The following is a 21,175-nucleotide window of genomic DNA, read 5'->3' as shown; positions in this document are numbered from 1 at the left end:
GAAGCGCGCCGCCTCTCCCCGGCCTTGCCTCCGTCCCCGAAAAGAGGCGTCCCGTATGACCACTTGCTCTTTTCCCACCTCGTCGCCCGCCCTCCTGCGCCGGCCCATGGTGTTCTTCGCGCTCATGGCCCTGCTGCTCACGGCCGTCGTGTCGCTGGCTTCCGCACCCCGGGCGCAGGCCGACACGCAGCTGTGCGACAAGTTCGGCAGCACGTCCATAGCCGGTGGCAAATACATCGTCCAGAACAACGAATGGGGCGACGACACTGTGCAGTGCCTCACCGTGACGGGCACCGGCTTCAGCGTCAGCACCGCGAGCCACAACGTCCCCACGAACGGCGCCCCCGCCGCCTACCCGTCCGTCTACGCGGGCTGCCACTACGGCAACTGCTCCACCAACAGCGGTCTTCCGCTCCAGGTCAGCGCGTTCCGTGACCCGCGCAGTACCGCCGCCTACCGCACGGCGGGCGGCTCCTGGGACGCGGCGTACGACATCTGGCTCGACTCGTCGCCGAACCCCGCGGGGCAGAACAACGGCGCCGAGATCATGATCTGGGGCGCGCACGCCGGGCCACCGCAGCCGGCCGGGTCCAAGGTCGGTACCGCCCAGATCGGCGGCGCGGCCTACGACGTGTGGCAGGGCCGTCTGTCCAACGGAGGGATCTCCTGGAGCGTCGTGTCCTACGTGCGCCAGCAGAACGTCACCTCCCTCGACGTCCACATCAAGGACTTCACCGACGACGCGGCCGGCCGCGGTTACGTCGACCGGTCCTGGTACCTGACCAGTGTCCAGTTCGGCTTCGAGCCGTGGGTGGGCGGCCAGGGACTCGCGGTCGACGACTTCTCCTTCACCACCGACGGCGGCGGCACACCGCCGCCCACCGGCGGCACCCTCGTCGGCCAGGCCAGCAACCGCTGCCTCGACGTGAAGAACGGGGCCTCCGCCGACGGCACGATCGTGCAGCTCTGGGACTGCAACGGGGCCGGGGCGCAGCGCTGGGTCCGGCAGGGCGAGGCGCTCGTCAACCCCGCTACGGGCAAGTGCCTCGACGTGTCCGGCGGCCGTACCGCCAACGGCACTGTCGTCCAACTCTGGTCCTGCAACGGTCTCGGCGCCCAGAAATGGCAGGTGAACGCCAACGGCACGATCGTCAACACCAACTCCGGCGCCTGCCTCGACGCGGTGGAACGCGGCACGGCCGCCGGTACCCGGATCCAGATCTGGAGCTGCTACGGCGGCGGTGGCACCCAGCCCAACCAGGTGTGGCGCCTGACCTGACTCGGGCATCGCACTCCGACTCGGCGGTGCTCCGCGATACTGAACCCATGGGATGGTTCGAGCAGGCCGAGGCAGCGGAGCGGCGCCAGGACTGGGACGCGGCCATCGCGTTGGCGAGCGCCCACGCCGAGTGCTTCTCCACCGAACCCTCCAGGCACGACAGCCATCTGTGGCACATGAAACTGCTCGCCCGTGCGGAACGGTTCCCGGAACTCACGGAGCTCGCTCTCACGGACGTCCATGCAGGTCGGGCACTCAACCGATCGCTTCGCGAGCGGGGGATGGAGGGGCCGTTGCGCAACCGCGCCGAAGGCGGTGATCGTGGCGCCCTATATGCCCTCGTCCGGTTGCTGTGCGAGACGAATCGGACCCAAGAGGCCCATCGAGCGGTCCAGGACCTCGGCCCGGACGATCGTTACGCACACCAGATCGTGGCCGACTTCTGATCGCGGTCGGTCGGACGCCGCTTCCCCACCGTCGAGGTGTCGCGGCGGGCGGCGGCCCTGCCTGGCCGCCGCCCGCCCACCACCAGCGCGGCTCGACGGGGGGCGTGAGAGCCGCGCAGAACCCGCATGCCCTGTGAATGAGCCCTCACGCCTTCCCTCACCGGAACCGCACGCCGCCGTACGGCCCGATGCGCGTGCTCAGTAGGCGCCGGTGCAGTTCAGCAGGGAGCTGTCGCTCCGGAAGCCGCAGGCCCACGAGGTGATGCCTGCGTCGTTGACCATCACCGTGTGCTGGTCGTTGCCGCTGGCGACCTGACGCTCCTTGTACGTACCGCTGGAGTTGGACACGGAGATGTAGTCGCCCACGCTCGCGTTGGTGATCTTGCCCCAGGCGGCGCGGCACGACGGGCTGTACCGGAGCTGGATCGTGCGGCCCCCGGACGTCACCTGCTTGGCCGTGATGGCGTCGTTGGCACACGTGGTGCCGTTGGGCTCCTTGCCGGTGCACGAGGAGCCGTAGCAGGTGCCGGCCGCCGACGCCTGGGCAGCCGGGGCGGTGAAGGCGACCGTCCCGACCAGCAGCGCGGTCGAGGAGAGCCCAACCATCAATCGTCTGTTCAACGTTCCCCCTGAATGACGGGCACCACCCGACCGGCAGCGCCTCGGATGTCATGGACATTAAGTGCGGAACAATGCTCTCCTGGCTCCCATTCAAGACATCTGATCGATTACCTCGCGTCTCTCCAAAAAATGGGCCACAAGATTCCAGTCGCCTCAGAGGGCACGCAGGCCAGGCGGCCGCGACAGCAGCGTGTGGCGCCGGTCACAGCTCCGCTCCCGACCCGGCCGAGCAGTCAAGCCCGAGCACCGTTGGCACGGTCACCCCCGGCCCGCATCCGGTTTCCACGTCGCGCGACTGTCCGAATTCAGCGGTGCGATGCGGCAGGGTTCGGCCGCACGAACAGCGGCCCCCGCCCGGACAGTTCGACGGGTTCGCGCCAACTCCCGCCGCAGACCTCACCTTTCACAGGATCCACAAAATATTAGGATAGGCTAACCTCACCTGCGTCGATCGCGATCCGTTCAGCCCGTCCGTTGATCGCGACGACCCACTTCCCCGGTTGCCGAGTCGAAGGATCCACCATGTCTGTAGCGCGCCGCCGTCTGTCGCGACGCCTGTTCGCCGTATCCGCCGCGACCTCGCTGGTCCTGCTGACCGGTGCCTGCGGGAGCGGTGACGACCAGGCCGAGTCGACGGGCGCGTCCGGCGGCGGCGCCTTCCCGGTGTCCATCAAGAGCGCTCTGGGAACGGCGACCATCAAGAGCGAGCCCAAGCGCGTCGTGACCCTCGGGCAGGGCTCGGCGGAGACGGCCATCGCGCTCGGCCACACCCCCGTGGGCATCGAGGAGTACGCCTGGGGCAGCGACAAGTCCGGTTACCTGCCCTGGATCCGCGAGGCCGTGAAGAAGAAGGGTGACGAACTGCCCCAGCAGTTCAAGGGTGGTGAGCAGCTCGACATCGAAGCCATCACCGAGCTGCGCCCGGACGTGATCCTCGCCCCCTGGTCCGGCATCACGGCCAAGCAGTACGACCTCCTCAAGGACATCGCGCCGACCGTCGCCTACCCGGACAAGGCGTGGAGCACGGACTGGGACCAGCAGATCGACCTGGTCGCGAAGGCCCTCGGGCAGCCGAAGCAGGCCGACAAGCTCATCGGCGACATCAAGGACCAGCTCGCCGCCGCGGCCGAGAAGCGGCCCGAGTACGCCAAGCACCAGTTCTCCTACATCTACAACACCGGCCCGGGCACCCTCGGCGTCTTCAGCACCACCGAGCAGCGCGTGGTGATGGTCAAGTCGCTCGGTCTGAAGGTCGACCCGGTCGTCAGCACGTTCAAGGAGACGGAGGGCACCGACTCCTCGCTCATCGGCCTGGAGAACGCCGACAAGCTCGACAAGAGCGACCTGCTGTTCACCTTCTACAGCGACGCCAAGAACCGCAAGGAGATCGAGGCACAGCCGCTGTACGCGGCGATGCCCGCGGTGAAGAAGGGCGCCCTCGTGCACAGCGCGGACAACTCTTTCGTGACGGCGTCCTCGATGCTCAACCCGCTGACGGTGCCGTGGAGCATCGAGCGGTACCTGCCGCTCATCGACAAGGCCATCGACAAGGCCGACAAGTACGCCCCGCGTGACTGACGTCGACCAGGCCGTCCGCCCGTCCCGCATCGACACGGTGGGCGGACGGCCCACCCGGAGCAGTCGGATCCCGTTCGCCCTGCTGCTGGCCGTCCTTCTGGCGACACTGGTGGTGGCCTGTGCCGCCAGTGTCGCGGTGGGCAGCAAAACGCTGTCGCTGAGCGAGGTCTGGCAGGCCGTCACCGGTGGTGGCGGCTCGTACGCCGCCACGGTCGTGGAGAGCCGGTATCCGCGGACGGTCCTCGCTGTCGTCGTCGGCTGCGGTCTGGCCGTGGCCGGGGCGCTGATGCAGGCCGTCACGCGCAATCCGCTGGCCGAACCCGGCCTGCTCGGCGTCAACACCGGCGCCGCGGCGGGCGTGGTCGCGGCGACCGCCTATCTCGGCGCGAGCGGCCAGATGCAGATCCTGCTCTGGTCGCTGCCCGGTGCCCTGCTGACCGGCGTGTTCGTGTACCTGATCGGCATCGTCGGGGGCCGCGTCAGCCCGGTACGTCTCGTGCTGGGCGGCGCGGTCCTCACCGCCGTGCTCGGCGCCTTCATCCAGGCCGTCACCCTGAGCCGTCCGCAGACCTTCGACAACTACCGCTTCTGGGTCGTCGGCGCGCTCACCGGCCGCACCTGGGACGCCGTGCTCACCGTCGCCCCGATGGCCCTCGTGGGACTCGTCGCGGCGCTGTTCCTTGCGCGGAGCCTGAACGTCGTGGCGCTCGGCGAGGACACGGCCGCCGCACTCGGCGCGCGGCCCGCCAGGGTGAAGGCGGCCGGTCTCATCACGGCCACGCTCCTGAGCGCGGCGGCCACCGCGGCCGCCGGGCCCATCGCCTTCGTCGGCCTGGCCGTTCCGCACCTGACGCGGGCGCTGGTGGGCGTCGACATGCGCCGGCAGATCGTGTGCGGTGCCCTCATCGGCCCCAGCCTGCTGCTCCTGGCCGATGTGGCCGGCCGCGTCGTGGTCCGGCCGCAGGAGCTGATGGTCGGTGTGGTCACGGCGTTCGCCGGGGCGCCCGCTCTCCTGATCGCCGTTCGCCGAATGAGGTCCGCTTCATGACCAACGACGTTTCCACACGCGGGCGTTCGGGCCCGCACTGGTACCGCTTCAGCGTCGGACCGGCGGTTCGGATCCGCGTACAGGCGCGTGTCCTGTGGGTCGCCCTCGCCCTCGTACTGCTGGCCGTCGTCGCCTGCGTGGCCTCGCTCACCGTGGGACGGCTCGGGATCCCCCTCGCCAACCTCCCCTCCACCCTGAGCGGGCAGGGCGCGAGCATCGACGCCTTCGTCCTCGAACGGCTCCGCGGCCCCCGGCTCGTGGTCGCGCTGGGGGCGGGAGCCGCCTTCGGCCTGTCGGGCGCGCTGTTCCAGTCGGTGACCCGCAACCCGTTGGGCAGCCCGGACATCATCGGGATCGCGCCCGGCGCCGGAGCCGGCGCCGCCCTGGTCGCCCTGCTGTTCCCCTCGGTCCCCATGGCCTTCGGCGCGCTGGGCGGGGCCGTGCTCGCCATGGGCATCGTGTACGTCTCCACCGGCACCGGCTTCAAGAACCCGACTCGGCTCGTGATCGCCGGAGTCGCCGTCACCGCGATGGCGACGGCGTTCATCCAGTACATCGTCTACGCGATCGAGCGCGACCAGGCGACCGTGCTCAGCTCCTACCTCAACGGCAGCCTGACCGCCCGGTCCTGGAGCGACGCGGCCACCGCCGGCGTGGCCCTCCTGGTGTGCGCGCCGTTCGCCTGGGCCCTGTCCCGGCCGCTCACGGCGAGCGAGATGGGCCAGGACACCGCGGCCTCGCTGGGGGCCGATCCCCGGCGTACGTACACCTGGAGCATCGTCGTCTCCATCGCCCTGTCCGCGGGCGCCGTCACCGCGGCGGGCCCGATCGCCTTCATCGCTCTCACCGCGCCGCAGATCGCCCGGCGCGTCACCCGCGGCACGGGCCCGCACCTGGCCGTCTCCGCCCTCACGGGCGCGCTGTTGCTGGTGCTCGCCGACATGGCGGCCCAGAACTCGCCCGTCTTCGAGAAGCTGCCGGTGGGTGTGTGGACGATGGCCCTCGGGGGGCTGTATCTCGGGCGACTGTTGTTCGGTGAATGGCGCAAGGGCGTTCTCTGAATCACCCAACCGCCCTCAGGAGACGGCGATTTCGGAGCGCGAGGCGTCCGCGGGTCCGGACGCGGTGGCAACCCTGGCGCGGGTTCCCGTGGAACGCCTCCCGCGCCGGTCCGCGAGCAGGGCGAGGCCGGCTCCGATGACGACCCAGACCGTCAGGACCAGGCACGGCAGACCGCCACCCGCGCTGTCGAAGAAGGCGTTGGCCCGCAGGAGGCTGCCCGAGGCTCCCGGGGGCAGCAGTTGGCCGATGGTGGACCATCCGTCGGGGAGCCAGTGCGGGCCGGTGGCCAGCCCCGAGAGGGGGTTGCCGAGCAGCATCATGAGGGCTCCGCCGAAGGCGAATCCGGCCATGCCGCATCGGGCCTGGAGGCCGAGGAGGGTCGTGGACATGGCCGCCATGCCGAGGATGACGCCGAGTGCGGTGAGTCCGAAGTCGCCGTCGATCGAGTCCGTTCCGAACTGCAGGACAGCGGCGATGGCGCCGCCGGCCACGACGGAGAAGGTCAGGGCTCCCGCCAGGCGGAGCCGCAGGCCGCGATGGCCGGGGAAGACGTTGCCGAGAATCAGGGCAGGGAAGATCCCGCCGAAGATCATGGGCATCAGTGCCGAGGTCAGTCCCGCGCCGCGGGGGTCGTCGACGGTGAACGGCACCAGGTCGTGGACGGTGGCCCGCGTCTTGTTCTGCTCCGCCACGCCGTTGCCCAGCGCAGTGAGGGCGCTGGTCGCAGAGGGGCCGCCGGCGGTTGCGGTGTAGACGTCGACCCCCTGCGCGGTGATCGCGAGACCGCCCGCGATGTCCCCGTCCTTGACGTCCGTCTCGACGGCATCACGGGTCTCGTACACCCGCACGTCCCACGCGGGCCCGCCGGCCTTGTCCCGAAACACCTCGGCCGCCTGCGGGGACCCGGTCACACCCACAGGGACATGATGCGGGCCGCTGTGGAGCGAGGGCAGCGCGAAGGCACACAGCATCGCGGCGATGAGGGCCGCGAGGCCGAGGACGACCAGGGTCAGCTTGCGGCCCGTACCGGGCGGGTTGGCGTGGTGCGACATGGTGAGGTCTTTCGTTGCCGGGCGCCGTCGGGCGCAGGGGCGGAGCAGCTTCGTATGCCGCAGGCCGCGTGGGCCAGGGGGCCGGCGAGCCGCGGGCGGCTGCGCTCCATCGAGGCGGAGCCGCCCGGCATCCGGCCGGCGACGCGTGTCAGCCGTAGCCGTATCGCTCAGGACCGGGCTTCCGCCGCGGCGACGATCCAGTTCCTGAACTCGACGGCGTAGTGCCGCAGATGGTGGTCCAGGACGTCCTTCGGGCAGGACGTGGGGAAGTAGACCGTCAGGTTCGCGGTGAACCCTTCGGCGGTGTCACCGAACTGGATCAGCGCCCGCCCCACGACAGTGCCGTCCTCCAGGAAGAGGTTGGAGGACATCTTGCGCGGAAACTCCGACTCCGGGAGAAGCTCGGCCGCGTCCTCGGCCCAGGCCATCGCGTCCGTGCCCCAGCCACCCATGTAGAAGGAGCAGACATGGGGGCCGATGTTCTCCACCACGCGCGCCCCGATGTCGTCGGTGCCCATCACATAGTGCTCGGGATGCGCCGCGAGCAACGGGCGGGAGTCGTCGCCCGCGAAGGCGCCGTCCATCCACGCCAGGAACTCGGCCGAGGTCAGGCCCCGCGCCTGGAGCACCGTCGTACCCCCGTGGAACTCACCGTCGGAGGTGCGCGCGCACTCCCGCAGATAGGCGTTGCCCTCCTCGATGTCCGCGGCCAGCAGATCGAGCAGCCCCTGGCGGCCCAGACGCGTCCGGAAGCGGTCCAGGGCACGGCGCGCGTAGAACAGCTCGAAGTCGTCGATGCTCCCGGAGCCCGCGAGCCCCGACTCGAGCGTCACGGTCACAGCAGGGGACGTCTGCTGGTCGGTCATGGTCGAACCTCCGTCATTATGCGAATGTGAATTCACATTCGCGTCATGAGGGTACGCAGAGGGGTGCACCGCTTGTCAAACGTTCGGGCCGAGATCACCGCCGATACGATGCGGGGCATGACCGACGCACCAGACCGCCCGGCGCCGTACAAGGAGCCTCAGCAGGCGCGCAGCGCCGCGACGCTGGCTCGCGTGCTGCAGGCGGCCGAGGAGATCGCCGCGTCGGCAGGCCTCGAAGAGATGACGATCGCCGGTGTCGCGGACCGCGCCGGGGTCTCGGTCGGCACGATCTACCGTCGCTTCGAGGACAAGGAGCAGCTGATAAACGCCCTGTCGGAGCGGATGCTGGACCGGCGTGAGGAGTACGTGGCCGAACAGCTCCGCAAGGCCGAGCCGTCACTCTCCGGCGTCATGAGCGCCTACACGCACGCCCTGCTGCAGTCCTTCGCCGACAGCGCCCATCTCTTCCCCGAACTGCTGCGCACACGGGGCGCCAAACCCCTGGAACGCGGGGCCCGCACCATCACCGAGCTCCACCGGCTCCTGCTCGAAGCGGCGGCTCCCTATGCGGACGAGATCCGTCGCTCCGACCCGCAGGGGGCGCTGGACACCGCGGCCCGCGCCCTCCTCGGCGCCTGCTTCCACAACTCCGTACGCCCCGACCCGGCGACCGGCGAGACGGCCCGACGCCGCTACGCGGACGAACTCGGCGACATGGCGATCGCCTACCTCCTCACCCCCGACCGCCGGAACACCACCAGCGCCTGAAGGGGCAGCGAACGGGTCCGCTATCGCCGCCAGCAGCAGGCCGTCGCGCGCCAGCCACCGTCCCTCGAACCCGGCCGGTTCGGCGAGGGTCCGCACCGGATGCTTCGGAGGGCGCGGGTACAACCGCGCGTCGAACGTGTTGTGTTCCGGATCGATCGTGATCACCGCGTCGTGGAAGCCCAGCCAGCGACGGCAAAGGGGAAACCACGCTTTGAAGACCGCCTCCTTGCAGCAGAGCAGCAACCGATCCCAGTGCACTCGACGGTCACCGGCCGCCAGATCGTCGAGATGCCGTCGCTCCGCGGTGCCGGCGAGCTGGTCGATCCCGGCCGCCAACGGCTCGTCGGGCTCCGCGTCGATGCCGATGGCACGCACACGATCCGCGTCCGCGACGGCGGCCGCCCGGTAACCCGGACAGTGCGTCATGCTCCCCACCGTCGCCGACGGCCACCGGGGGGCACCGTGCTCGTCCGGCAGCAGGGCGACCGGCTCCCGGCCCAGTTCGGCCAGCGCCGCTCGCGCGCAGCGCCGCACCGTCGCGAACTCGGCGCGCCGCCGTTGCGTCACCGCCGAGACGACCTCGCTCTCCCCGGGAAACAGCGGAGCCTCACCACGGTCGTCGAACGCCTCCGCCGACCGGACCCAGGCCGGCAGCACCTGCTCGATCATCCGCCCTCCCGGTTCATGCGGCCGCATCAGCCGCGGCACGTGCCTTCGCCACGGCATCTCCGCCACCGCCGAAGGGGCTGAGCAGGCCGACCGCACGCGACCGGGATCCGTGCGGCAGGTTGTTGCGTACGAAGCCCTGAAGGGTGCCGGACGGACCGAGATCCAGGTACAGGAAATCGCCGCGGCCCTGCATGATCCTCATCGTGTCCTGGAACTCGATCGGTCCTCGGCCCACCCGCCAGAAGTGCCCGACGGTCGGGCGTTCGACCACCCGACCGTCCACGCACGACACCCACGGAATGCCGGGGGCCGTCAGCTCCACTCCCTCGAAACAGTCACGGAACCGCTCCCGCACCTCGTCCATGAGGTACGAGTGGAACCCGTGCTCGACCGGTACGCGTTGATGCAGCACGTCCGCCGCGCGCAGTTGCGTGGCCGCGCGCTCGAGTACGTCCGTCGTACCGGACACGACCAGATGCCCCGGGTAGTTGCGTGCCGCCACGTCGGTGCCGTGCAGCGTCGGCACGTCGTCGAAGACCGTCGTGTCGGCGAGGACGGCGAGCATCCCGCCGGACACCGCGCCGCGCAGCAGTGCGGCCTGGCGAGCCAGCAGACGCAGACACTGCGTCGGCTCCACGGCCCCCGCCCATGCGGCGGCCGCGTACTCCCCCAGGCTCGCTCCGAGAACGTACTGGGCATCGATCCCGGCGGCCCGCACCGCCTCCGCGAGCGCCAGCTGGAACATGACGATCGCGGGGTGGGTGAACCGGGTATCGGTGAACGCGTCGGTCTTCCGCCTGGCCGGGTCGAAGACCCGGTCGAGCACGGACTCGCCCGACTCCTCACTGACTGCGGCGTCGTACCGCAGCAGGGCCGAGCGGAAGACGGGATTGGTCTCGAACAGGTCGCTCGCCATGTGGTGGTACTGGGAGCCCTGACCCGAGAACATGAAAACGATCGGCAGCCCTCCCGTGTCACGCGCCATGGACCTGCGACTCCAGCAGTCTCTCGGCCTGCTCGACATCCAGTCCCCCGGCCATCACCCGGCGGAGGACCTCCTCGATCTGCTCGCTGTCCGCCTCTCCGGTCAGCTGGGCTCCCAGGTGGTCGGCGAACTCCCGCAGGGTGGGGTGCTCGTAGATCGCGGCCACCGGCAGTTCCGTGCCGTACCTCTCGTTGACCGCCCGCATCCATTCCACGGCGATGATCGAGTCAAGCCCGATGTCGACGAACTTGTCCTCCACGGCCAGTTCCTCGACGGGCAGGTAGAGGACCTCGGCCAGCGTGTTCGCCAGTTCGTCCGTCAAGGAGGACGGATCGATCGGGGCGTCCTGCGGCGCCGGCCCGGTCACCTGGGGGCCGTCGGGCGCCGTCCGCGCGGGCGCGGCCGCCAGTTCGGCGGCGAGCTCGCGGATCGTCGAGTACTCGTACACGTCAGCCGTTTGCAGGGATGTGCCGAAGCGGGCGTTGACGACACGGATCCATTCCACGGCGATGATCGAGTCGAGGCCGATGTCGACGAACTTGCGGTCGGCATCCACCTCCTGCGGCTCCAGGAAGAGCACCTCGGCGAGGCTGGTCGTGAGCTGCTGTTCCAGCTCTGCCCGGTCCTCCCTCCGTGCTGCCGACGACTGCGTCGCGGGCAATTCCGTCGCGGGAAGTGCCTGGGAGGCAGCCGCAGGTGTGGGCACGGACGGTTCGGACAGCGGGCGCAGTCCTATGCCCTGCGGTTTGGGTACCGCGGACCGGGGGCCGCTCGTCGGCGGACTGTACGACGCGAGGGCGGCCAGCGAAGTACCGCCGGACGTCGGCGATCCCGACGGGGGCGTCACGGACGGCGGCGTCTCCACCACAGGGCGGACCACGGCAGGCGGTACCGGCGAGGGGGCGGCCGAGGACGCAGTGGCCGAAGTGCCGGGTGGGTCCTCGGTGTCCGCGCCGTCCACCGGTGTCGGCAGCCAGTAGCGGCGCCGCTGGAAGGGATGGGTCGGCAGGTGCGTGCGGCGTGCCGGGCCGCCCGTGTGCAGCGCCTCCCACTCGATGGGGCCGCCGAGCGTCCACAGTTCGGCGACTTCGGCCAGCTTCCCCTTCGCGCCCCAGCTGCGCACCATCGCCGTGGCGTCCTCGTCTCCCGCGAGGACCGACAACCGGTCGTGGTCCTCGACGACGCCCTGTCGGCACCGGGGCGTCCGGTCCTCGTCGCCGACGAACGCCCGCAGTTCGGAAGCCAGTTCGTCGAGGTCGGACACCACGAAGGCCGCGCGATGCGTCATCTCCGTACGTCCCGTCTGGAGGGTGTACGCGATGTCCCGCAGCCCGGGCGCCGCGAGAGGGCCGGGTTCGGTGGCCGCGGCCTCGATGTGGCCCAGCAGGTTCCGTGCCATGAGCTGCAGTTGTTCACCGGTCCGCGCCGACAGGGGGATCAGCTGGCGGGCCTGTGCGTCCGGGGCCGCGTCGGGGGCCTCGGCCGGAGGCTCTACGGGCCGGTACTCCTCGAGCAGCACGTGGGCATTGCTGCCGCCGAACCCGAACGAACTGACGCCCGCGCGCAGCGGGAGAGCCGCGCCGTCGGGGCCCGCGACCGGCTCCCACGCCTGGGTCCGGTCGACGACGCGGAAGGGGCTGTCGTCCAGCTTGAGGAGCGGGTTGGGCCGGTCGAAGTGGAGTGTGGCCGGAAGCTTCCGGTGCCGCATCGCCGCGACGACCTTCAGCATTCCGGCCATGCCGGCGGCGGACTCCAGGTGTCCGATGTTCGACTTCACCGAGCCCAGCCCGCAGGACCCGGGCCGCAGTTCCTCGGTGTCGCGCTCGGCAAGACGGCTGAAGGCCGCCTTGAGTCCGTGCACCTCGATGGGATCCCCCAACGGGGTGCCGGGTCCGTGGGCCTCGATGTAGCCGACCGTTGCGGGCCCGACTCCGGCCTGTGCGTAGACACCGCTGATCAGGTCGGCGTGCGCCTGGGGATTGGTGATGGTCAGCGAGTTGGTTCGCCCGCCGTGATTCGATCCGATGCCCCGGACGACCGCATGCACCGCGTCCCCGTCGGCGACCGCGGCGGACAAGGGCTTCAGCAGGACGACCGATCCGCCCTCGGCGCGTACGTAGCCGTCCGCCCGGCTGTCGAAGGCCCGGCACAGACCGTCGTCCGAGAGCATTCCGTTGCGGCTCAGCGTCTCGAACCGGCGGCCGGACCAGCACAGGTTCACCCCGCCCGCCAGCGCGTACTCGCAGTCGCCGTGCTCGAGCGCGCGGACGGCCTGCTGGACGGCCACCAGCGAACTGGCGCACGCCGTGTCGATGGTCATGCTGGGGCCGAGCAGGTCGAACCAGTAGGAGATCCGGTTGGCGATGATCGCGGCGGAGGTTCCGGTCGGCAGGTACGCGTCGACGGCTCCCGGCCGGGTCTCCGCGAGTTCGGTGTAGTCGGAGTTGGCCACGCCCATGAAGACGCCGGTCCGCGACCCCTTGAGCGTGTCGGCCCGGTACCCGGCATTCTCGATGGCCTGCCATGCCAGTTCCATGGCGAACCTCTGCTGCGGGTCCATGAACATCGCCTCACGCGGCGTGATGTTGAAGAACGCGGCGTCGAAGGCGTCCGCGTCGGCGAGGAAGCCTCCGCGCGCGGCAGGCCGGTCGGACCGACCCTCACGGCGTTCGGCCGGAAGATCGCCGATCACGCAGCGCCCCTCCTCCAGCAGTCGCCAGAATTCGTCCATCGACTCCGCGCCGGGAAAGCGCAGACTCACACCGACGATGGCGATGTCCCCGGCGCCGTCACTCATGCGTGCCATAACCTCTGCCCCCGTTCTTTCAGACCGGCCCGTTGCCGTCCCGCTTCTGATGGACGAACTCGGTGATCCCCGACAGGGATACGAGCACGTTCATGAACAGGTCCTCGTCCGTCATCTCCACCTTCAGGTCCTCCTGGAGAAAGCGGAGAATGTTCAGGTAGTCCCTCGACTCGACGACTCCCGCCTTGAAGAGATCGGTGTCCTCGGTGATCTCCTCGTCGAACGTCACCAGGAGGGATTCCTCCATGAACTGCTTGATCTGCTTCCGCACTACGTCCATCGCTCTGACATCCTTACGTGGAAGAAAAGGTTCTCGCGTTCGGCTTCGGGACGGTGATCACGGCTGGTCGACCTTGCGCCCCCGAATGGTGCAGACCTTGCGGCGCCACATCAACCGGCCGTCGCGTTCGACGAACTCGGTGGACGTCTCCGGGTCCGAGAGACCGCTCGCGAGCAGGCGCTCGATCGCCCCGCGGCTCTCGTCGGTCTGCGCGACGTGGTCCACGTAGTCGTGGAAGTCCAGGAGCGATTCCGATACGAACAGGCCGGTCACCTTCAGCCCATTGCTCTTGAACAGGTCGAAGAACTCGCGCTTGCCATAGGTGACGTGGTGACTCCGGTCGATGAGACGTTCCATCTCGTCGAAGTAGCGGTCCTTCCTCTCGTCGCCGTACGCCATGACGTCCTGGACGCACACCAGCCCGTCGGGCAGACAGCAGCGCACCATTCCGGCGAACACGTCCTGGTACCGGGCCATGTGGTGGAAGGCCGACCGGGAGACCACGACCGAGAACCGGCCGCTGTCCTCGCCGAGCTGTTCCACGTTGCGGCACGCGAACCGGGTGTTGGTCAGCCCCAGGTCGGCCGCGTTCCGGCGGGCGATCGTGATCATCCCCTCGGAGATGTCGACGCCTGCAACGGAGCGAACGAGCCGCGCTCCGTACAGCGCCATGGCTCCCGTTCCGCAGGCCACGTCCAGCAGGTCGTCGTCCGGGCCCAGTTCGCAGAAGTCGGCGAGCCCTCCCAGCATGCGTTCGTTCTTGGTGACCGACCAGCTGTCGAAGTGCTCTGCTCCGGCGTCGAACTGCTCGATGACTGCGCGAGGCGTACTCACCGTCTTCACTCCCCGTTCTCGAAGGTCTGGGCGTAGGCGATCTTTCCGGTGGCGGTGCGGCTGATGTGCGGTACCGCGACGACGCGGACCTGCGTGGGGTCCACGCGGAAGGTGCGGCGCAGGGTCTGCTTGACGTGGCGGGCCTGCGCTCCGTCCTCGATGGCGACCTTGAGCTGCTCGTCGCTGCCTCCGCACGCGCACGTGATCCCGGTTCGGGCGAGTCCCCGCTCGAGCTCGTCGAGGTCGTAGCGGATGCCCGACAGCTTCACGAAGCGGCCGCGCCGCCCGGCGACGTAGTAGCAGCCGTCCGCGTCCGCGTAGGCGAGGTCTCCGGTGTCGAGCACGCCGCCGAGCTGATCGCCGGAGGCCAGGTCGGCCCGCCCCGCCGCATAGCCCTGCATCACATTGGGGCCTTCGTAGTGGAGCCGGCCCGTCTGTCTCGGGGCGGCGATCCGCTCTCCGTGCTCGTCCTTCAGGTACAGCGTCCCTCCGGGGACGGCCCGCCCGATGCTGCCGGGCTTCCGCGACACGAGGTCCGGGGGGAGGTAGGCGATGCGGGCGGTCGCCTCCGTCTGCCCGTACATCACATAGAAGCGGGCCCCTCTGCGTTCCGCCTCGGCGGTGTAGCGTTCGACGCTTTCCGTCGGCATCCGGCCGCCGGCCTGCGTGAAGTACCGCAGGCTCGGCAGGTCGATCGAGGGGAAGCGCAGCGTGTCCAGCATCTCGTACGTGTAGGGCACGCCGGAGAAGGAGGTCGCCTCGTACCGGCGGAACAGCTCCCAGAACTCGCCGCGCACCACGGACGTTTCGGTGAGCAGCAGCGTCGCGCCGACGTGCAGATGACTGGTGATCACCGACAGGCCGTAGGAATAGCTCATGGGGAGGCTGGTGACGGGCCGCTCGGTGTCGTCGAGCGCGAGGTACTCGGCGATGGAGCGCGCGTTGGCCGCGATGTTCGCCCGGGTGAGCCGTACGCCCTTGGGCGAGCCGGTCGATCCCGAAGTGAGCAGCACGACGCCCAGGTCGGCGTGCAGGGCCTGTCCCGGCCCGTAGCGCGTCGGGGTCAGGGCGTAGTCCCCCATGGTGAACACTGCGGGGTCCGTCTCCTGGCCCGCTCCCCACACGTACTCGGGCCGGTAGGCATCCATGAGCCGGGCCACCAGGCCGGCGTCGAGCCCGTGATCGACCGGCAGCACCACATGGCCGCTCGACACGCCGCCCAGAAGCCCGACGAGCGACTCGACGCAGTTGCGCGTCCGCAGCAGAATCAGCGCGCGTTCCCCTTGGGGCAGGTGGCTGCCCCACTCCGCCGCCATACGGTCCAGTTCGCGGTACGAGAACCGGCGTCCCCGGTCGTCGACCACCGCCGTCCGGTCCCCGTACCGGCGCATCTCCTCGAAAAGGTCCATTTCTCCGTTTCCCTGAGCGCGCTTCCGCTTCCCTGACGACGGGGCTACTTGACCGGCCGGCCGATGAGGTAGATGACCTCACCCTTGCCGACGCCTTCGGCGTGCACCGCGGTGCCGATCTTCCATTCGTAGTCCGCCGCGTCCACGGCGGCCGTGAGTTCGCGCAGCTGGTCCGGTGTGTAGACGCGGAGGATGGACACGACTCCGTCCCAGATGGTGGCGAGCGGAATCACCGGAAGCAGATAGGTGAAGAGGTACCGTGACGCCCGCACCGGCTTGAGGAACGGCGTCACCAGGAGAAGGCCCAGCGGAACGGTGACGACGAGCTTGGCGATGGCCTTGGGCCCCTTGTTGCCGAGCTCGAACACTCCGATCGGCACCTTCTTCTCGACGGCGTCCCGCAGGATGGCCTGTGCCATGTCCGGCTTGAAGTGGTGGAACGCCGTGAAGATGGTGCGGAATCCGTCGAGTCGTTCCGGCACGTCGGTGGCGTCCACCGACTCGACCTCGTACTCGATTCCCTCACTGCTCTGCTGGATCTTCTCGAACGCCTCCAGGTTCGGGTACTTGTCGCTGAGGGTGACCGTCACCTTCCGCTTGAGCAGCTCGGACAGGTCCCGTTGCAGGTTGGCTATGCCGCCGCTGCCTCCGGAGCACAGGTCCACGATCCGCACCGGGTCGTCGCCGTCGATCGCCTCCGCGATCAGCGGGACGACGGGCGCGTATCTGTTGGTCTTGGAGAACACGAACGAGAGGAAGTCCGTCGTCCCGCGCCGGAAGACGTCGGGAAACCACTTGAGGTCCTCGAACTCGAACAGATGCCGCCGCTTCATTGCTTCTCCTTGTGATGCCGTACTCGGGAATCGGACTGACTGGCGCTCAGGTGGTCAGGGCGCGCGCGATGTGCAGGAGCAGGAGTCGCTGGTCCTGGTCCTCGCGCAGGAAGAGGTGGTCGCCGGAGACCAGGTGCAGGGCGAAGGAACCGCTGGTCGCCTTCTGCCACGCGGCCATGTCGGACTCGGTGACCTTGTCGTCGCGCAGCCCGTGCACCGCGGTGACGGGCACGTCGAACACCGGCTCGTCGGGCTCCCGGTAGTCCCTGACCAGCTTGAGTTCCGCCAGCCTGGTGGGCAGCAGGGCCCGCGCCAGCTCCTTGCTGACGTCGGCCTCGGAGGTGAGCACGTCGAGGATGGCCTCACGCACCGCGGGTCCGGCCGCGCCCAGGTCGTCCGGGGAGGGGATCTCGTCGTACCCGATCGCGGCGAACTTCTCGCGGGTGAAGTCCACCAGAGGGTTCGGCTGCACGCTGGGCGCCGAGTACGCGCCGACGAAGAGGTGTTCGGGCTTGGTGTCGTGATGGCGCCACAGCCGGCGGGCGAGGCGGTACGCGAGGAGCGCGCCCATGCTGTGCCCGTAGAAGGCGTAGGGCCGGTCGAGTTCCGGAAGCAGCCCCTCGTAGAGAGCGTCGACGGCGCTCTCGGCGTCCTCGAAGGCCCTCTCCTTGATCCGGCTCTCCTTGCCCGGAAGCTGGACGGGGCAGACCTCGATCTCTTCGGGCAGCAGTCCCTGCCAGCCCCGGTACACCGAGGCCCCGCCCCCGCTGCCGTACGGCAGGCAGAACAGCTTGACCCGCGCTCGGGGATTGCGCGTGCGGTGTGCGATCCAGCGCGCCGTTTCCGCTTCCTTACCGGATCTCGGGTCGGGTCCGGACCGGCCGGCCGAGGCCGGCCGCTGCTCTCCCGTCGGTGCCGGAACCCGTTCGAGGTTCACGCCGGGGAGCAGGGTGGCGGCGAGTTCGCGCACGGAGGGGCCTGCGATCAGGGTCTCGACGGGCAGCCGTATCTGCAGATCGTGCTCGATGAGCGTCTTCGCCTTGACGCCGACCAAGGAGTCCATGCCGAGGTCGGACAGGGGCTCCTGCGGATCCACTTCCTCACGCTCCATGTGCAGGAGCTCGGCGAAGCGCCCGCGCAGGTGGTCCTCCAGCAGGGCGGGGCGGCGCTCCTCGGCCGCTCGCGCCATTGCGATGAGGAGCGCGGTGGGTTCGCCGCCCAGGTCGCCTGCCGCCCTGTGGTCGGCCAGTTCCTGGAAGAGCTGGTCGTGCTCGGCGCCGAGGCCCTTCATCCTGACACCGCTCACGCTCGCCAGGACCTGGCCCTGGCCGTCGAAGAGGTCGAAGGAGCCACGCAGTTCGGTGGTGGCCTCGTCGTACTCCGTGACGGTGGACCGGCACCAGAGGTCGCCGGTGGGTGCCACCTGTCCGAGCCGGACAGGGCCGCACTCGATCATCATGAACTTCATGTCGGAGGGGGTGCCCGGGGGCAGGGCCGCGTGGAAGAGCTGGGCACATGCGTCGACGATTCCGGGATGGAAGCCCAAAAGATGGCTGCCGGCGGTGTCCAGGCCCACGGGAGCGCTGAGACGGGCCAGTGCCGCACCGTCACGGGTCCACACCTCGGCCAGCCAGCGCACGTCCTCGCCGAGGTCCAGGCGGCGTTCCGCGGCGGCGAGCCGGTAGAACTCGTCGCCCGGGGTCGGTGCGTGGAAGCCCTGGGTGAGCGGTCCTTCGTCCCGCGTGCGGATCCGCTCCGGGCCTGCGGGACCCTGCCCGGCGGAACGCAGCGAACCTTCCGCGTGCAGGGTCCAGTCCTTGCGGTGGTCGCCCTGGCCGTGGACGGCGAAGCCGGGGGTGCCGTCCGGTTGCTCCGAGAAGGTCACGACCAGACGGTTCTCCCGGTCCTCGCGCAGCACCAGCGCGCTGGTGAAGCGGAGCGATCGGACGGGGAGGGGGACGGCGTCACCGGTCAGCCGCAGCGCTCGGGCCACCAGTTCGAGGTAGTACCCGACGTGCAGGACGCCGTGCGTGGCGCGGACGTCGGGCACGGCGGACATCGGCAGGTCGAAGCCGACCTGATCGGCGCCGAGGGGGGTGTGGATGAGCTGCCCTTCCAGCGCGTCCCGGGGCGGGGCCGGCTGCGGCAGGGCCGTCGCGGGCGGTGCCTCTCGGGTCCAGAACTGCTTGCGCTGGAAGGGGTATGTCGGCAGCAGCACCTTCCGGCGGCTCCGGCCGCTGTCGAAACCGGCCCAGTCGACGGACACCCCGGCTTCGTACAGCGTGCCGAGCGTCCGGGCGATGTGCGGCCATGCGGCCGTCTCACCGGTGGTGGCCCGCTCGTGCGCGCCCGCAGCCGTCGCCGCGCCGGGCCGAGGGTCGTCGGCAGGAAGATCCGTGGTGACGCAGTGGTCGTAGTCCGCCGCGAGTCGTCGCACGACATGCTCGAAGGGTTCGGATGCCTCGGCCCGAGGCAGGGCGAGGCCCGCCCAGTGGGCGGGGTCGAGCAGTTCCCGGCGGTCGACGGCGCCGCCCGTCGCTCCGGAGAACACACGGGCCGTGGCCCGGTGCAGCCCGCCCCGGTCGACGGGTGCCGATGCCTTCCCCGGGAGCAAGTGGGCCGTCGCCGTGTCCAGGTCCATGACCCCGGCCGCGCAGGCGGCGGCGTACTCGGCTCCGCCCCGGCCCACGACGGCCTGGGGCCGGACGCCCCACGACGCCCACATGCGGTCCATCGCGTACGCCATGCAGAAGGCGGCGACGGCACGGTCGCGCGGGTCCGCGCCGGGTTCCGTCGGAGCGGGGCCCGCGAGACCGTCCGTGATCCCCTTGCCGCCTCGGCCGCGGACGGCCTCGTCGCATGCCTGCAGAGCGGCGCGGAACGCGGGCTGCGTCGCGTACAGCTCCCTGACCAGGCGGTCGTCCCAGCGGCCCGAGAAGGCGAACACCACCCGAGGTGCCGCGCCGGAGCGTGGAGCGTCCGCCGGCAGCGGTATCCGCTCCCCCAGCGTCCTCCGCAGCTCCTCATGGTCGCCCGCGGCCACGGCGAGACGGTGCGCGAAGTGGGTGCGTCCGGTGTTCGCCGTGTGGCACAGGTCGCCGAGCGAGGGGAGGCCGTCCCCGTCGAGGAACGTCAGGTAGCTCTCGGCGAGATCCCGCAGCGCCCCCTTGCTCCGCGCGGAGAGCGCCAGCACGTGCAGGGGCCGATCGTCCGGTCCGGTCCCGGAGGGCTCCGGCCGCGGCGCCTCGGCGACGACGGCATGCGCGTTGGTGCCGCTGAAGCCGTACGAGCTGATCGCGCCGACGCGCGCACCCGGTCCCTGTTCCCATTCCTGACAGGTCAGGGGAACGGTCGCCGGGATGTCGGCCAGCCGGATCTTCGGGTTGACGGTGTTCAGATGCAGGTTGGGCGGGATGCGGCCGTGCTGCAGGCACAGCACGAGTTTGATGAGGCCCGCCACACCGGCCGCGGCCTCCAGGTGACCGATGTTGCTCTTCACCGAGCCGATGCGCAGCGGCGACGTGCGGGACGCGTCGCCCGCGAACACGTCCTTGAGCGCCTGGAACTCGATGGGGTCGCCCAGTGCCGTCCCGGTTCCGTGCGCCTCGACGTAGCCGATGTCGGCGGGGACCGCTTCGGCCTCGGCGAGGGTTCGGCGGATCAGATCACGCTGCGCCGAGCCGTTGGGCACCGTCAGTCCACTGCCGGGACCGTCCTGGTTGACTCCGCTGGCCTTGATGACGGCGAGCACGGGGTCGCCGTCCCGCTGCGCGTCGGACAGACGCTTCAGCACGACGACTCCACAGCCCTCGCCCCGGCCGTAGCCGTCCCCGCTCGCGTCGAAGGACTTGCACCGGCCGTCCTTGGACAGCGCCCCGAGGTCGCACAGCGAGGCGAAGCCGCCGGAGGACAGAAGCAGGTTGACGCCGCCGGCGAGCGCCGTGTCCGATTCGCCCCTGCGCAGGCTCTCGCAGGCCAGGTGCACCGAGACGAGCGACGACGAACAGGCGGTGTCGACGGAGAGGGAGGGCCCCTGGGTCCCGAGGACGTAGGAGACGCGCCCGGACATGATGGCCGACATCGACCCGGTCAGTGTGTACGGGTTGCCGAACTGCTCGGCTCGCGGCAGGCCCGCGTACTCGGAACCGATCACCCCCATGAACACGCCGGTCCTGGTGCCCTTGAGGCGGTCTGCCGGGATTCCGGCCCGTTCCAGTGCCTCCCATACCACTTCGAGAAGCAGGCGTTGCTGGGGGTCCATCTCCGCCGCTTCCACGGGCGAGATGCCGAAGAAGTGCGCGTCGAAACCGCGGATGTCCTCGCGGAGGAATCCGCCCTCCCTGAGGTAGACCTTGCCGGGCTTGCCCGGCTCGGGGTCGTACAGCTCGTCGATGTCCCACCGCTCCGCGGGTACGTCGACGACGCCGTCGGCGCCGGTGCTGAGGAACTCCCAGAACGCCTCCGGCGTGCTGCTGCCGCCGGGGAACCGGCAGCCCATGCCGACGATCGCCACGGGCTCGCGGTGTCGCTCTCCCCGACGACCCTCCTGCCGGAGTTTCCTGATGGTGCGCAGCGACTCCGTGAGGAGTGTCTGGTAGTCGTCCGGCTCTACGTGCACGGCCATGCCGCCCCCTCCCAT

16 protein-coding genes and 1 pseudogene are annotated in these 21,175 nt (G+C 70.0%); 6 read left to right on the top strand and 11 right to left on the bottom strand.

The annotated features are described in order from the left end of the window. Positions 1 to 55: 55 nt before the first annotated feature. Both ABT127_RS20645 and ABT127_RS20640 read left to right on the top strand, forming a co-directional pair. Positions 56 to 1,279 (top strand): GH12 family glycosyl hydrolase domain-containing protein, encoded by a 1,224-nt coding sequence (locus ABT127_RS20645; RefSeq protein WP_351451874.1) that lies wholly within the window; start codon positions 56 to 58, stop codon positions 1,277 to 1,279. Between the two features lie 47 nt (positions 1,280 to 1,326). Continuing rightward, positions 1,327 to 1,725, top strand: a complete 399-nt coding sequence (locus ABT127_RS20640) for a hypothetical protein (RefSeq protein ID WP_351451872.1) — start codon at positions 1,327 to 1,329, stop codon at positions 1,723 to 1,725. A 198-nt stretch (positions 1,726 to 1,923) separates the two neighbouring features. On the opposite strand, the gene ABT127_RS20635 is transcribed toward ABT127_RS20640, so the two are convergent. After that, positions 1,924 to 2,331 carry a DUF2690 domain-containing protein gene (locus ABT127_RS20635; protein WP_351451869.1) on the bottom strand — a complete coding sequence of 136 codons (408 nt, stop codon included), beginning with the start codon at positions 2,329 to 2,331 and terminating at the stop codon, positions 1,924 to 1,926. 537 nt (positions 2,332 to 2,868) lie between these two features. On the opposite strand from ABT127_RS20635, the gene ABT127_RS20630 reads away from it, so the two are divergent. Genes ABT127_RS20630 through ABT127_RS20620 form a run of 3 tightly spaced genes read left to right on the top strand, consistent with a single transcriptional unit; the run spans position 2,869 to position 6,033 of the window. Beyond that, positions 2,869 to 3,924: an iron-siderophore ABC transporter substrate-binding protein gene (locus tag ABT127_RS20630; RefSeq protein WP_351451867.1), complete on the top strand. Its 1,056-nt coding sequence runs from the start codon at positions 2,869 to 2,871 to the stop codon at positions 3,922 to 3,924. Continuing rightward, positions 3,917 to 4,972, top strand: a complete 1,056-nt coding sequence (locus ABT127_RS20625; protein ID WP_502971747.1) for a FecCD family ABC transporter permease — start codon at positions 3,917 to 3,919, stop codon at positions 4,970 to 4,972. Before ABT127_RS20630 ends, ABT127_RS20625 begins: the two co-directional genes overlap by 8 nt. Beyond that, positions 4,969 to 6,033 carry a FecCD family ABC transporter permease gene (locus tag ABT127_RS20620; RefSeq protein WP_351451864.1) on the top strand — a complete coding sequence of 355 codons (1,065 nt, stop codon included), beginning with the start codon at positions 4,969 to 4,971 and terminating at the stop codon, positions 6,031 to 6,033. Before ABT127_RS20625 ends, ABT127_RS20620 begins: the two co-directional genes overlap by 4 nt. A 15-nt stretch (positions 6,034 to 6,048) precedes the next feature. On the opposite strand, the gene ABT127_RS20615 is transcribed toward ABT127_RS20620, so the two are convergent. Continuing rightward, positions 6,049 to 7,086 (bottom strand): hypothetical protein, encoded by a 1,038-nt coding sequence (locus tag ABT127_RS20615; protein WP_351451862.1) that lies wholly within the window; start codon positions 7,084 to 7,086, stop codon positions 6,049 to 6,051. Positions 7,087 to 7,253: 167 nt separating this feature from the next. Then, entirely contained in the window at positions 7,254 to 7,952 is a 699-nt protein-coding gene (locus tag ABT127_RS20610; protein ID WP_351451859.1) for a hypothetical protein, read from the bottom strand. 117 nt (positions 7,953 to 8,069) lie between these two features. Here ABT127_RS20610 and ABT127_RS20605 point away from each other — a divergent pair, with 117 nt between their 5' ends. Beyond that, positions 8,070 to 8,720: a TetR/AcrR family transcriptional regulator gene (locus ABT127_RS20605; protein ID WP_351451856.1), complete on the top strand. Its 651-nt coding sequence runs from the start codon at positions 8,070 to 8,072 to the stop codon at positions 8,718 to 8,720. Positions 8,721 to 8,870: 150 nt separating this feature from the next. On the opposite strand, the pseudogene ABT127_RS20600 reads toward ABT127_RS20605, so the two are convergent. From ABT127_RS20600 to ABT127_RS20565, 8 genes and pseudogenes are all read right to left on the bottom strand, one after another. Then, a pseudogene (locus ABT127_RS20600) lies at positions 8,871 to 9,389 on the bottom strand (4'-phosphopantetheinyl transferase family protein); the annotation flags it as partial. Between the two features lie 13 nt (positions 9,390 to 9,402). After that, entirely contained in the window at positions 9,403 to 10,374 is a 972-nt protein-coding gene (locus ABT127_RS20595) for an acyltransferase domain-containing protein (protein ID WP_351451854.1), read from the bottom strand. Then, positions 10,364 to 13,171 (bottom strand): beta-ketoacyl synthase N-terminal-like domain-containing protein, encoded by a 2,808-nt coding sequence (locus ABT127_RS20590; RefSeq protein WP_351451852.1) that lies wholly within the window; start codon positions 13,169 to 13,171, stop codon positions 10,364 to 10,366. The genes ABT127_RS20595 and ABT127_RS20590 overlap by 11 nt, the downstream gene beginning before the upstream one ends. A 28-nt stretch (positions 13,172 to 13,199) precedes the next feature. Beyond that, positions 13,200 to 13,460, bottom strand: coding sequence for an acyl carrier protein (locus ABT127_RS20585; RefSeq protein ID WP_351451849.1), 261 nt, complete (start codon positions 13,458 to 13,460; stop codon positions 13,200 to 13,202). Positions 13,461 to 13,517: 57 nt separating this feature from the next. Next, positions 13,518 to 14,294 (bottom strand): class I SAM-dependent methyltransferase, encoded by a 777-nt coding sequence (locus ABT127_RS20580; protein WP_351451846.1) that lies wholly within the window; start codon positions 14,292 to 14,294, stop codon positions 13,518 to 13,520. Between the two features lie 5 nt (positions 14,295 to 14,299). After that, entirely contained in the window at positions 14,300 to 15,703 is a 1,404-nt protein-coding gene (locus ABT127_RS20575; protein WP_351451843.1) for an AMP-binding protein, read from the bottom strand. 44 nt (positions 15,704 to 15,747) lie between these two features. After that, entirely contained in the window at positions 15,748 to 16,536 is a 789-nt protein-coding gene (locus tag ABT127_RS20570) for a hypothetical protein (RefSeq protein WP_351451840.1), read from the bottom strand. Between the two features lie 46 nt (positions 16,537 to 16,582). Beyond that, positions 16,583 to 21,160 (bottom strand): beta-ketoacyl synthase N-terminal-like domain-containing protein, encoded by a 4,578-nt coding sequence (locus ABT127_RS20565; RefSeq protein ID WP_351451837.1) that lies wholly within the window; start codon positions 21,158 to 21,160, stop codon positions 16,583 to 16,585. Positions 21,161 to 21,175: the final 15 nt, after the last annotated feature.

The organism is Streptomyces sp. NPDC001904, assembly GCF_040297005.1.
In the GTDB taxonomy this organism is placed as follows: Bacteria; Actinomycetota; Actinomycetes; order Streptomycetales; family Streptomycetaceae; genus Streptomyces.
Note: the sequence above shows the minus strand (reverse complement) of the source record. Positions and strands in the feature narration are given on the sequence as shown.